At 64.8% G+C, this 13,055-nt stretch carries 12 protein-coding genes; 9 read left to right on the top strand and 3 right to left on the bottom strand.

Annotated features, from left to right (window positions below; translation table 11 throughout):
- The first annotated feature begins 214 nt into the window (after positions 1-214).
- The 9 genes from ABDW49_RS19885 to ABDW49_RS19925 all read left to right on the top strand — a co-directional run bounded on the left by ABDW49_RS19885 (position 215) and on the right by ABDW49_RS19925 (position 9,966).
- The gene (locus ABDW49_RS19885) at positions 215-1,441 is read left to right on the top strand and encodes a class I SAM-dependent methyltransferase (RefSeq protein WP_343614577.1); all 1,227 of its coding nucleotides are present in this window, start codon (positions 215-217) and stop codon (positions 1,439-1,441) included.
- Positions 1,438-1,797, top strand: coding sequence for a hypothetical protein (locus ABDW49_RS19890; RefSeq protein ID WP_343614579.1), 360 nt, complete (start codon positions 1,438-1,440; stop codon positions 1,795-1,797). The genes ABDW49_RS19885 and ABDW49_RS19890 overlap by 4 nt, the downstream gene beginning before the upstream one ends.
- On the top strand, positions 1,794-3,173 hold the full coding sequence (locus ABDW49_RS19895) for an FAD-dependent oxidoreductase (protein WP_343614580.1): 1,380 nt from the start codon (positions 1,794-1,796) through the stop codon (positions 3,171-3,173). The genes ABDW49_RS19890 and ABDW49_RS19895 overlap by 4 nt, the downstream gene beginning before the upstream one ends.
- 108 nt (positions 3,174-3,281) lie before the next feature.
- Positions 3,282-4,889, top strand: a complete 1,608-nt coding sequence (locus ABDW49_RS19900) for an FAD-binding oxidoreductase (RefSeq protein WP_343614581.1) — start codon at positions 3,282-3,284, stop codon at positions 4,887-4,889.
- A complete protein-coding gene (locus tag ABDW49_RS19905; RefSeq protein ID WP_343614583.1) occupies positions 4,886-5,902 on the top strand; it encodes a zinc-binding dehydrogenase in 1,017 nt (338 codons plus the stop codon). The genes ABDW49_RS19900 and ABDW49_RS19905 overlap by 4 nt, the downstream gene beginning before the upstream one ends.
- Positions 5,899-7,290 carry a 3-isopropylmalate dehydratase large subunit gene (locus ABDW49_RS19910; RefSeq protein WP_343614584.1) on the top strand — a complete coding sequence of 464 codons (1,392 nt, stop codon included), beginning with the start codon at positions 5,899-5,901 and terminating at the stop codon, positions 7,288-7,290. The genes ABDW49_RS19905 and ABDW49_RS19910 overlap by 4 nt, the downstream gene beginning before the upstream one ends.
- A complete protein-coding gene (gene leuD, locus ABDW49_RS19915; protein WP_343614586.1) occupies positions 7,287-7,874 on the top strand; it encodes a 3-isopropylmalate dehydratase small subunit in 588 nt (195 codons plus the stop codon). Before ABDW49_RS19910 ends, leuD begins: the two co-directional genes overlap by 4 nt.
- Positions 7,871-8,788 (top strand): hydroxymethylglutaryl-CoA lyase, encoded by a 918-nt coding sequence (locus ABDW49_RS19920; RefSeq protein ID WP_343614588.1) that lies wholly within the window; start codon positions 7,871-7,873, stop codon positions 8,786-8,788. Before leuD ends, ABDW49_RS19920 begins: the two co-directional genes overlap by 4 nt.
- Positions 8,785-9,966, top strand: coding sequence for a CaiB/BaiF CoA-transferase family protein (locus ABDW49_RS19925; protein WP_343614590.1), 1,182 nt, complete (start codon positions 8,785-8,787; stop codon positions 9,964-9,966). The genes ABDW49_RS19920 and ABDW49_RS19925 overlap by 4 nt, the downstream gene beginning before the upstream one ends.
- 164 nt (positions 9,967-10,130) lie before the next feature.
- On the opposite strand, the gene ABDW49_RS19930 is transcribed toward ABDW49_RS19925, so the two are convergent.
- From ABDW49_RS19930 to ABDW49_RS19940, 3 genes are all read right to left on the bottom strand, one after another.
- Complete coding sequence (locus tag ABDW49_RS19930; protein ID WP_343614592.1) at positions 10,131-10,808, bottom strand: hypothetical protein; 678 nt, start codon at positions 10,806-10,808, stop codon at positions 10,131-10,133.
- Between the two features lie 98 nt (positions 10,809-10,906).
- Positions 10,907-11,653 (bottom strand): arylmalonate decarboxylase, encoded by a 747-nt coding sequence (locus tag ABDW49_RS19935; RefSeq protein WP_343614594.1) that lies wholly within the window; start codon positions 11,651-11,653, stop codon positions 10,907-10,909.
- Positions 11,654-11,743: 90 nt separating this feature from the next.
- Positions 11,744-12,949 carry an NAD(P)/FAD-dependent oxidoreductase gene (locus ABDW49_RS19940; RefSeq protein ID WP_343614596.1) on the bottom strand — a complete coding sequence of 402 codons (1,206 nt, stop codon included), beginning with the start codon at positions 12,947-12,949 and terminating at the stop codon, positions 11,744-11,746.
- Positions 12,950-13,055: the final 106 nt, after the last annotated feature.

The raw sequence follows: 13,055 nt of genomic DNA on the forward strand, positions 1-13,055 counted from the left end.
GAAACGATGCCCAGGCGGGCACGGTAGGGACGAGAAAGCGTGGTGGCCAGCGTGAAGGGATTGCCCGCAAGCCGCACGCGGACAGCGCGGGTTGACCGCCAGACGGGCAGGCCAACCCCGCCCGATAACGATCTGTCCGCGTGATCGGCATGCTAGCTTGCTCTGAGGAGCGAGGCAATATAGCATATCAATATACCAAATGGAGGACTCAGCCGTGGCCGACCCGAAGCGTCCCAACAGCCCCACCGCCGACTATGACGGGCCGCCCGACTATCGCGTGATCGGTCGCCACGGCGTCTTCCCCCAAACCAGCCACGACGAGATCGAGCGGATCAACTTCCTCGCCCAGATGAACCGCCATCTGGCCGCCCGCGTCGTGCCCGGCGTCAAGGCAGCCTATAAGGCGCGCGTCGCCCCCGCTTTTGCCGCCGCTCATGGCCGCCCCATCGGCAACCGCCATGAGGCGCGCAAGGCGATGCTGGGCGACCAGGCCTTCTGCACCTGGTCCGCGCTGCGCCGCATGACGATGGAGCAGCGCCAGCAGGCCGGCCGCTGGACCGCGATCCGCCAGCGCGAGGGCCTTAATGCGCGCGCCAGCGCCCTGACCCACGGCGATGACCGGCTGACCCTCAACCCCGACCTTGCCATTCCCCGCTACGTCTCGGCGGTCGATCATCACTGCATGCCGGGCAGCTATCACACCGAATATGCGCCCGGGGATGTGACGAATGGCGCCAATTACGATCATGCCGGTTTCGTCACCACCGGCGGCCTGCTGGGCAAATATTCCGATGGCGGCGGCCATGCGGTGGTGCAGTGGGTGAAGAAAAATGTGCCCGATTTTGCCCCGCGCCGCATCCTGGAATTTGGCGGCACGGTCGGCCATTCCAGCCTGCCTCTGGCCCAGGCCTTTCCCGAGGCGGAACTGACCATCGTTGACCTTGGCGCGCCCATGCTGCGCTATGGTCTGGCACGAGCCAAGTCGCTGGGCGTCAACAATGTCCGCTTCGTGCAGGCCAGCGCCGAAGACCTGACCGGCCTGTTCGAGGATGGCAGCTTCGACTGGGTGCAGACGACGATGTTCCTCCACGAGCTCTCGACCCGCGCACTGCGCAACATCTTTGGCGAATCGCGCCGGCTGCTGCGTCCGGGCGGCATCGTGCTGCATGTCGAGCAGCCGCAATATGCTCCTGACATGCCGCTCTTCGAGCAGGCGATGCGCGACTGGGATGCCTTTTACAACAACGAGCCCTTCTGGAGCCGGATGCATGAGATGGACCTGGACGCCGAAATGGTGCGGGCCGGCTTCGAGCGCGACAGGATCATCCACGGCGGCGTCTATGGCGTGGTGGACCGCGAACTCTTCCCCGATGCCGCGCAGGACGACACCGAGGATTATGGCCGCAAGGCCGCATGGCATGTGATCGGAGCAGTGGCATGAGCTTCAACGACGCGCTGAAGGAGGCAGGTGCCAAGCCTGCGGGTAAGCGCCCCTATTTCCTGGAGCCGCAGGTGGAACGGGTGCTGGCCATCACCATGACGCTGGCCCAGGAACTGGCTGTGGCGCGCCAGCGCTCCGACACGCTTGAACGGTTGCTCAAGGCTAAGGGTATTCTGGCCGAAGAGGAAATCGACAGCTTCACCCCCGACGCCCATGCCAGTGCCGAGCGGCAGATGTGGAATCAGGAGTTCATCGCACGCATTCTGCGCATTGTGCAGCAGGAGAATGAGGCGGCCCTCGTTGCTGATGAGGTCGCCAGCGGTGAAATGCCCGATGAGGCGGTCCCCGGCGCATGATCGACTTCGAATATTCACTGCCGGTGGTGGTCGTGGGTGGGGGTGCCTGCGGCTGCATCGCGGCGCTGGCCGCACGCGATGCCGGGGCCGAGGTGCTGCTGGTGGAGGCGGACGAGCGGCCGATGGGCACCACCGGCATGTCGATGGGGCTGATCTGCGCTGCGGGCACGCAGGCTCAGCGGGCCAAGGGCATCGCCGACACCGCCCAGTCGCTCTACGACGACATCATGGCCAAGACAAAGGGCCTGGCCGATCCGGGGATCGCCCGGCTGCTGGCCGATGAATCGGGCCCGACGCTGGACTGGATGACGCAGCGCCTGGGTCTGCCATGGGAGCTCGATCTGGGGTTCAAGCCTGCTTACGGGCTGTCGACCTATCGCATGCATGGCTGGCACGGCCATGCCGGGCAGGACATGGTCGATCTGTTGCACCAGCGGCTCGACGATGAAGGCGTGATGGTGATGCTGGGCGCGCGACTTCAGGAGATTCACGCCGACAGCGACGGCACCGTGCGCGGCATCACACTGGCGCGGCGCGATGGTTCGCTCGAACATGTCGGCTGCGAGGCGCTGATTCTGGCCAGTGGTGGCTTTGCCGGCAATCACGCGATGGTGGCGCAGCACATTCCGGTTATGGCGCAGGCACGCAACAATGGCCACGAAGGCAATGACGGCACTGCGGTGCGGTTGGGCCAGCGCCTGGGCGCTGGAGTCGGCGACATGGGTGCCTATCAGGGCTATGCCATGCTGACCGATCCTCAGGGCATTTCCGTGGTGCCCGGCGTGATTGTCGATGGCGGCATCCTCGTCAACGCGCAAGGGGAACGGTTTTGCGACGAGAGCGAGGACATCGCCGGCATGGTGCATCCCGTCATGGCGCAGGGCGGCCCGTGCTGGGTCATCTATGACGAAAGGATCGCGGCCGCGCAGGCCTATACGCCGGACATGCAGGCACTCGCCAGCTTGAACGCGGCCCGGCGGGGCGAGGATGCCTCCGCGCTGGCCACCGCCATCGACGTGCCCGGCGAAGCGCTGGCCGAGGCCTTGGCCGATGCTGCCCATGCCAAGGCGAGCGGCCAGCCCGACAGAATGGGGCGCCGCTGGGACGATGCGAGCCCGCCACAGGGCCCGCTTCTTGCCCTCAAGGTGGTGGGCGCGATCTACCATACCCAGGGCGGATTGCTGATCGACGGGGCGGCCCGCGTGTTGCGAGAGGACGGAACGCCCTTCCCCAATCTGTTCGCGGGCGGAGGCGCGGCGCGCAGCGTCTCTGGCCCGGCCCATTGGGGTTATCTGCCAGCGATGGGTCTTTGCACAGCGGTGACGCTGGGGCGGCGTGCTGGCCTGTCGGCAGCCCAACGCGCGATGCAGGGCTGAACGCCTCCCTCCCGCCATCCTTCATCCGACAGGAGGATAAAACGGCGCGGGGCTTCCTTATATTTGATCTAACTCTATATCCATTTATTCGATCTCTTGGAGTTGCCCATGTCGACGCAAGCCTCGCTGGCCCCGACCTTACTGCCCTCCGACCTTCGCGCGGCCCTGGCGGCCATCGTGGGCGAAGCGAACCTGCGCGACGATGCCCAGAGCCTGGCGCTGGTCAGCGAGGATATCTGGAGCGTGTCCCCCCACCGCGCCCTGTTGATCGTGGCGCCCGCCAACACGCAGGAATTGGCCGCCGTGGTGCGTCTGGCAGCGCAGGCCGGGGTGGACCTGGCCCCGCGCGGCGCCGGCATGAGCTACACCAGCGGCTATATTCCCGCGACCGACACGACCATTACGCTCGGCATGCAGCGGATGAACCGCATCCTGGCGATCAGCAAGGATGACATGACCATCACCGTCGAGGCGGGCTGCTCGTGGAAGGCGATCGACGATGCGCTCGCTCCTCTCGGCCTGCGCCTGCCGTTCTGGGGGCCGATGAGCGGCATCTGGTCGACCATCGGCGGCGGCCTCTCCAACCTCAACGCCATGTTCGGCTGCGGCCACTATGGCACCTCTTCGGAAAGCGTGATCGCCATCAGCGTGGTGCTGGCCGATGGCTCGGTGCTCAAGACGGGTGCCCGCGGCACGGATGGCGAAACGCCCTTCTACCGTCATTACGGCCCCGATCTTGCCGGGCTGTTCATGGGTGATGCCGGCACGCTGGGGATCAAGGCGGAGGTCACCTTCCGCCTGATGCGCCGCCCCCAGCATGAGGACAGCGCCAGTTTCAGCTTCAAGACCGGGCCCCAGATGCTCGAAGCGCTGGCCGAAATGGCGCGCGCGGGCATCGCGGCGGAAACCTGCGGCTTTGACCCGGGCCTCACCAAGGTTCGCATGCGCCGCATGGGTATGACCGCCGACGTGAAAGCGCTGGGCGCGGTGATGCTCAAGGAAAAAAACCTTTTCAAGTCGATCAAATCGGCGGTGAAGATGGCCACAGCCGGGCGCAATTTCATCGAGGAGGAGGAATATCCCCTCCACATCACGGCGGAAGGACGCAGCGCGGAAGGCGTCGCTCACGACATGGCCACGGCGCGCGAGATTGCCGCCCGTTTTGACGGCGTGGAGATTGCCAACACCATCGCCAAGGTGATCCGCGCCATGCCCTTTCCCCCGCCCAACTCCATTCTGGGGCCCGAAGGCGAAAGCTGGGTTCCGGTGCATGGTCAGGTCAGCCTGACGAATGCGCCCAAGATGTTCACCGACATCAAGGCCTATTTCGACAGCATGCAGGGCGCGTTCGACCGGCTCGGCATCCACACCGGCTTCCTCTTCTCCACGCTGCACAACAACGCCATCGTGATGGAGCCGGTCTTCTTCTGGCCGCAGGGCTATCGCCCCATCCATGCCAGCATGGTGGAACCATCCCACCTCGCCAAGCTCAGGCAGTTGGGTGACGCGCCCGAAGCGAGCGCGCTGGTCAACGAGGCGCGCGAACAGGTGAAGCGCATCTGCGAAAGCTATGGCTGTGCCCATTTCCAGATCGGCCGCAGCTACAGATACCGCGAGAGCCGCAATGAACCGTTCCTGCGTGTGCTCGATGCGGTGAAGGCGGTGGTTGACCCCAAGGGCACGTTCAACCCGAGTGGTCTGGGATTCCCCCAGTGAACGGCACGTATCGCGCCATCCGTCTGGAAAAGACCGCGCCATCGTTCCGCGAGGGCTGCGTGATCCGCGACGTGCCGCTCACGCAGCCGGGAGATGGCCAGCTGCGCGTGCGCAACCTCTATTGCGGCATCAACGGCATCTTCGACACGCAGATCGCGCGCAACAGCGTCGATTATGTCACCATCACCCTGCCCACCTACACTGGGGTGGAAGCGCTGGGGCAGGTCGAGGCGGTGGGGCCGGGCGTGACAGGGCTGGCGGTGGGCGACGCGGTGGTCACCACGCGTTTCACCGGCGGCTACCGCGAGGCGAACATCGGTCCGGCGGGCGATTTCCTCAAGGTGCCTTCCACCGATCCCGACTGGCTGGCGCTGTGCAGCACCGGCGTATCGGCGATGGTCGCGCTCGATGTCATCGGGGAATTGAAGGCCGGAGAAACGGTGGGGATTTCCGCGGCGGCAGGCGGGCTCGGTCATTTCCTGGTCCAGATCGCCGCCCAGCGCGGATGCCATGTCGTGGCAGTCTGCGGCGGCGCGCAAAAGGCTGCCTTCGTGCGCTCGTTGGGCGCGGCGCGGGTGATCGATTACACGGCCGAGGATGTGCGCGCGGTGCTGGACGCCGACTATCACAATGCGCTCGACGTGGCGGTCGATACCGTATCCGGCGCTATCCATGATGCCTTTCTCGCCAATTTGGCCAATCATGGCCGTCTGGTGGTGGGCGGCGCGGCGGCGGACCTCAACGGCAAGCCCGAGATCGTCAGCGGCCCGCGCATCGCCAATGCCATCTATTACAAGGGCGCCTCGGTGCGCGGCTTCATGAATGGGCTGATGACCGCCCACTGGCCCGCCGCGCGCGAGAAGCTGTTTGCGCTATACAACGAGGGACGCATCAAGGTGCATTTTGATGATCCGCGCTACCATGGCCTTGAAAGCGTGTTTGACGGGGTGGAACGCCTGCTCTCCGGCGCGTCGAGCGGCAAGGTCATTGTCGATCTGGAGACGGCGCGGTGAGCTTGACGCTGATCGACAAGATCTGGGACCGCCATGTGGTGGCCACGACTGCGGCAGGGGCCGATCTGGTGGCGATCGACCGGGTCTTCCTGCACGAGCGCACGGGGGCTGCCGCGCTGAAAAGCATGGCGGTGTCGGGCCGTACGCTGGCCGATCCGGCGCGCGTGTTCGCGGTGATGGACCATATCGTGGACACGCGCATCGGGCGCGGCGACCAGACGCTGATGGAGGGCGGACAAGCCTTCATCACCGAAACCCGCGCTGCCGCCAAGGCGGCGGGCATTACGCTGTTCGATGTGACGGACCCCGATCAGGGCATCACCCATGTGATCTCGCCCGAACTGGGCATCGTGCTGCCCGGCTGCACGCTGGTTGCGCCTGACAGCCACACCTGCACCCAGGGCGCACTGGGCGCCATGGCCTGGGGCATCGGCGCTTCCGAGGCCGAGCACGCCATGGCGACAGGCGTACTACGCCTGCCCCGGCCCAAAACGATGCGCGTGCGCTTCGAGGGCGCGCTGGCACCGGGCGTCACCGCCAAGGACATGGCGCTGGCGCTGATCGCCACCCATGGCGCCGGCGGCGGCGCGGGCCATGCGGTGGAGTTTGCTGGAAGCGCGGTGACCGCGCTCGACATCGAGGGGCGAATGACACTGTGCAACATGGCGACCGAATTTTCCGCCATGTCCGCCATTATCGCGCCCGATGAGACAACCTTTGCCTATCTGGCCGGGCGCCGCTATGCGCCCGCCGACTTCAACGATCCCTATTGGCAGACGCTGCGCAGCGACGATGGCGCCGTCTTCGACCGCGAGATCCTGATCGATGCCGCAGCGATCGCGCCCATGGTAAGCTGGGGCACCAGCCCAGAGCATGCCATGCCGATCGACGGTGTCATCCCGCATGGACCGCAGCGCGCCCATGACTACATCGCATTGGCCGCGGGTGAGCGGATTGAGGGCACGCCCATCGACGTTGCCTTCATCGGTAGTTGCACCAACGCCCGCCTTTCTGACCTGCGCCGGGCGGCGGCGCTGCTCAAAGGGCGCCATGTCGCTCCCACCCTTCGCAAGGCCATGGTGGTGCCGGGCAGCAGCGCGGTGAAGCGCGCCGCCGAGGCGGAAGGTCTCGACAAGATCTTCGAGGCGGCCGGGTTTGAATGGCGGATGAGCGGATGCTCGCTGTGCTTCTTTGCCGGGGGCGAGAGCTTCCCGCCCGGCAGCCGCAGCATCAGCAGCACCAACCGCAATTTCGAGGGGCGGCAGGGTCCGGGCATCCGTACCCATATTGCCAGCCCAGAAGTCGTGGCGGCCAGCGCCATCGCCGGCGCCATTGCCGACCCGCGCAAGCTGGCCCCCACCCCCATCGCGGCACAGGCACAAGCATGACCCCCTTTACAACGCTTTCGGGCATTGCCGCCCCCTTGCTAGCCGACAACATCGACACCGACGCCATCATCCCGAGCCGCGAGATCAAAAACACCGGGCGCACCGGGCTGGCCGAGGGCATGTTCGCCCCTTGGCGTTACACACAGGGGCGTGAGCCCAATCCCGATTTCGTGCTGAACCAGCCCGCCTATGCCGGGGCCAAAATCCTCGCTGGGGGTTCCAACTTCGGTTGCGGCTCCAGCCGCGAGCATGCCGTCTGGGCGCTAGCCGAATATGGCATTCGCTGCGTGATCGCACCCAGCTTCGCACCGATTTTCGCCGCCAACTGCATCCGCAACGGCCTGTTGCCGCTGGTGCTGCCCCGCGATGGGGTGGAGGCCGTTGCCGGCCACATGGTCGCCATTGATCTGGCGGCGCAGACACTAACCTGCGAGGGCGTGACCCACAGTTTCCCGATCGAGGAGGAGGCGCGGGACATGCTGCTCGAAGGGCTCGATGTCATCGATCTCACCCTCAAATCGCGCAGCGCGATCGCGGCCTGGACCCGCGCCGACCGTGCCGAGCGCCCATGGATCTACCTATGACCTTCATCACCCTCTCCGAAGTCGGCCCGCGCGATGGGCTGCAGTCGATCAAGCCGGTCATGCCGCTCGATGCCAAAAAGGCATGGATTGCCGCTGAAGCGGCCTGCGGCGTGCGCGAGATCGAGGTGGGCAGTTTCGTTCCGCCCAGCCTGCTGCCCCAGATGGCCGATACCGCCGAACTGGTCCGCTTTGCGCGCGGGATCGAGGGGCTCAACGTCGTGGCGCTGGCGCCAAATGCCAAGGGCGCGGCGCGTGCGGTCGAAGCGGGCGTTCACGGCTTTTCCGCGCCTTTTTCGATGAGCGAAACCCATTCCATCCGCAATGTTCGCAAGGATCACAAGCAGATGGTCGAAGAGATTGCGGCCATGGCTGCCATTGCGGCGCAGGGGGGCGTGCATTTCGCTGTCGGTCTCTCGACCGCCTTTGGCTGCACCATCGAGGGGGCCGTGCCCGAGGCCACCGTCGTGCGGCTGGCCGTGGCCAGCGTCGAGGCGGGGGCGAAGGAACTGAGCCTCTCGGACACCACCGGCTATGCCGATCCGGCGCAGGTGCGCTGTCTGGTGCGCGCCGTGCGCGCCGAGGTGGGCGAGGTGCTGACGACGCTGCACTTGCACAACACGCGCGGGCTGGGGCTGGCCAATGCGCTGGCCGGGCTCGATGAGGGCATCACCACGCTCGACGCCTCGCTGGGTGGGCTGGGCGGCTGTCCCTATGCGCCGGGCGCCTCGGGCAATCTGGTGACCGAGGATCTCGTGCTGATGCTGAACGCGATGGGCTATGAGACCGGGATCGATCTGGAAAAACTGCTGACGGTGCGTGCCATCCTGACCGAGGCGCTGCCCGGCGAACCGCTGTATGGTTTCACGCCCGATGCCGGCGTGATGATGGATTATCATGAAAGGATGGCCCGTTGAGCCAGAATCCCACTCCGCTCGCGGGACTGCGCGTTATTGAGTTCACCCATATGGTGATGGGCCCGGCGGTAGGTCACATTCTGGCCAGTCTTGGCGCCGAGGTGATCCGCATCGAGCCGTTGGGCGGGGACGCCACCCGCCGCCTGCTCGGCTCGGGCTCGGGCTATTTCTCGATGTACAACCGGGGCAAGCAGTCGATCTGCCTCGACCTCAAATCGCCCGAAGGCGTGGATGTGGCGCGCGACCTGATCGGGGGCGCCGACATTCTGGTTGAGAATTTCCGCCCCGGCGCGCTCGACCGCATGGGCCTGTCCTATGAAGCGATGAGCACGGTCAATCCGCGCCTCATCTATTGCAGTGAAAAGGGCTTTCTGCCCGGCCCTTACGAAAACCGCACGGCGCTCGACGAGGTGGCCCAGATGATGGGTGGCCTGGCCTATATGACCGGACCGCCGGGGCGTCCGCTGCGCGCGGGCAGCAGCGTCATCGACGTGACGGGCGCGATGTTCGGCGTCATCGGCATTCTGGCCGCGTTGGAGGAACGCCACCGCACTGGGAAGGGCCAAAAGGTTGTCGCCAGCCTGTTTGAGACAACAACCTATTTGGTTGGCCAGCACATGGCCCAGTTCGCGGTGACCGGGAAGGCTGCCGCCCCGATGCCGGCACGCATTTCGGCCTGGGCCATCTATGACGTGTTCGAGACGAAAGACCTGCCCATTTTTCTTGGCGTGGTGTCCGACACATTGTGGGAAAAGTTTTGCGCGCTCATGGGTTTTGACGATTTATGGGCCGATGAAAGCCTGCGCGCCAACAACAGCCGCGTGCTGGCGCGCGATCGCATCCTGCCTGTCGTGCGTGAAAAGGTCGCGGGTTACACCCGCGCGGAGGTCATCGCGCTGATGGAGGGGACTGGCATTCCCTTTGCCCCGGTCAGGAAGCCCGAGGAACTGTTCGACGACCCGCAATTGGCCGAGGGTGGCCTGGAACCGGTGGTGCTCGACGATGGACGCGAGACTCGGCTGCCCACCGTGCCGCTGGAGATGGCAGGCCTCCGCCCCGGTGCCGAGCAGCACCTGCCCCAGCCCGGCCGCGATGCCCGCTCGGTGCTGGCGGCGCTGGGCTATGATGAAAGCAGGGTAGAAGCGCTCATCGCGCAAGGAACGGTGGGCGCTTTGTAAGGCAGCTTTTCAGGGACAATGGTGCAGTGCCCCTTTGACAAGCCCGCACTTGGCCCCGGCACCCTACGGTGTCGGGGTCTTTTTCATGGCGCCTTTTGCCGCGGAGCATGAAAAAGGGCGCGGATGGCAAACATCCGCGCCCGAAATGCGTGCGTTCCGCCCGGTCAGAACGGCTTGACCGTCCCCAAAAAGCAGATGCCGGCAATGGTCACCCAATAGACATAGGCCATGCAGCGACCCAGCAGAAAGTCACGCTCCAGCACCGCCTCAATCTGCGGATTGGGCCCTTGCGCCAGAATGCGGAAGGCCGTGGTCCAGCGGCGCATGATCCAGCGTAGGCCCAGCCCGATGCACAGCGTAAAGCCATAAAGGGTGAACTTGGTGGCATACCAGCGGCTACCCTCGCCCGCCTCGAAGGGTCCAAGGCCGAGCAGCGACGAAATGCCGACGATAAAGATTGTGGGGATGAGCACATAGCGCACCGCCTCGTCGATCTTGGTCAGCTTGATGCCCAGATCGGTTTCTCGCTTGAAAAACGCGCTCCAGCACAGGCCCAGCCACAGTGCGACGAAGATCCACATAAAGGTCAGGAAATTGCCGCCATAGGGCTGCAAACCATAGATATTGCCCATATGCAGGCCCAGCGGCAGCAGGGTGATGATGCCCGTGCGCGCCAGAATGTCGATGCGATAGGCCGTTTCCATGTGGCGGCGGCGTTCCTCCATCGACAGGTTGCGGTTGAGAATGTTGAAGCTGGTGTGGAAAATGCCCCATTCGCCGCCCAGCCAATAGACCATGCAGAGGATATGCAGCCAGCGCAGCACGAGAACTTCCTGAATCACGCGCAACTCCCCGTTTCAAGGATGGCGGACCGCCCCGGTCCCGCCCCGCCCGCCTTTGGCCGGAGTGGGACGCCCCTGCGGCGATCCGCCATCCACCCCTAGAATTCGGCCAGCAAACGGCCCACACCCTCGATCCTGTCCTCGATCCCGCAGGCCCGCAGACCGTGCCAATAGGTAGCCGTGTTGATGGCGATCACCGGCTTGGACAGCTTGCGTTCATACTCCACCGCCAGATCGACCATCGACAGATTGGTGCCCACCTGGACGATGGCGTCGACATCATCGCCATCCAGCGCGTCGAGAACCGGGCGCAGATCATCGGGCGATACCTTGGCAATGTCGGTCCAGCACTTGCACTGCAGGGGCGTGTCACGTTTCACCTCGAAGCCCGATTCCTCCAGAAAGCGCCGCACTTCGGCATTGGCGACCGGGTAATAGGGCGAGACGAAGCTGACGGTCCTGACCCCGCCATAGGCCTTGAGCGCGGCAGCCACGCTCTCGGCACCCGTGCTGGCGCCGACGCCAGCAACCGCCTCGACATTGGCCTTCCACGCGCGGCTGCCCTCAACCCCGCCGTAGAAGGTGACCGCCGACATGCCCAGCACCAGATAATCGACCCTGGCCGTCATCACTGAGCGCACCGCATCAAGGGTCGCATCGGAAATGGCCTGGGTTCCGACGAGGAAATCCTCATTCGACAGGGCCACCGGGTCCTCTACGTGGATCCGGCTGATATGGTTGGTCACCCCAACCGGGCGCATGCGCTCCATATCGGGCTGGACCACGGTGTTGGTGGAAGGGGCAATCACGCCCAGCAGCTTGCGCCAGCCCAGAACGTCACCCATGCATGCATTCCTTTCAAAGTCAGGCTAGGCAGAGATAAGGGCGAGGCCGGATGGCGGGGCGCCAGCACCGGCAACGCCCCCGTTCAGGCATCAAGCCACGGCATCGGCCTGCGCCAGGCTTTCATACATCGCCTGCCGCATCAAATAGGCCCGGCGCTTCTCGTCATTGGCCTTGAGCTGCAGCATCGCCTCGCGGCGGCGCTTGTGAGCCTCGTCCGAACCGCCCTTGATATAGGCCATGTTGTCCATCGTCTGCTGCTGGGTGAAGCTGTGCGTCACGGTGCGGCGCTGACGGTCATAGAGCGCCAGATCCTCGGTCGGCTTGCCGGCTTTCAGCGCGGGCTGCAGCTTTTCGAACAGGTTGAAGGCGTCATGCACGCCCGAATTCATGCCGAAGCCGCCCAGCGGATTGTTGAGATGCGCCGCATCTCCGGCCAGATAGACGCGGCCATGGCCAAAGCTCTTGGCCACGCGCTGATGCACGCGGTAGAGCGTGCGGTGGCCGGTTTCCACCTGCAGGTCGCTGCCCAGCAGGCGGCGGAAAATGCCGTCCTTGAAGGCGTCCGATTTCAGATGCTCGTCGCCCAGCGAGGCGTCGGTCGGCACCAGCACGCGCCACACCGAGGGCACGCGCAGCAGCACCAACCATTCCGACGGATCTGACACATAGTTCACATAGGCCAGATTTGGCAGAAACTCGGCCAGTTCCAGCGGGGTGGACAGGGTGAGGAAGCGTTCGGGATAGGTGAAGCCGTCAAATTCGATGCCCAGCCACTTGCGGACGATCGAATTGGCACCATCGGCACCGATCAGGTAATCGCAGCGATAGCGCAGGATGTCCGTCATGGTTTCCACCGCAAGGTTCACCCCCGCATCGTCCTGCTCGAAGGTGAGCAGGCGATGGCCGAAGAGCACCCTGGCGTTGGAATATTGTGCCAGCCCCTCGGCCAGCCCGCGCGAGAGGTGATACTGCTCGCACTGGATTCGGAAGGGATAGCGCGTGGCGTCAGCAATTTCGGCCAGGTCGAAGTCGATTACCTCGCCGCTGGCCCGGTCGCGCCAGTGATAGACCGGCGCTTTGAGACCACGCTCGAGCAGCATGGAAGTGATGCCGATCTCGTCGAGCATTTCGAGCGTCGACGGATGGAAGGTCGATGCACGCAGGTCCTGCGCACAATCCGCACCGGCTTCGAACACGGTGACATCATAGCCGGCCTTGGCCAAGAGAGTGGCCAGAACCGTGCCGACGGGGCCCGCCCCGACGATCGCAACCTGGCATCGTTCTACCCCTGTCATTCTCATGCACTCCAACTTCAGACTTGGAATTTGGTATGGACGTGCTTTGAGCAGGGATTGCCCCAAGTGCCGGAACTATCCGCACAGTGAGTATCCGGCCAGGGCA

It is taken from the genome of Novosphingobium sp. (assembly GCF_039595395.1).
Classification (GTDB): Bacteria; Pseudomonadota; Alphaproteobacteria; order Sphingomonadales; family Sphingomonadaceae; genus Novosphingobium.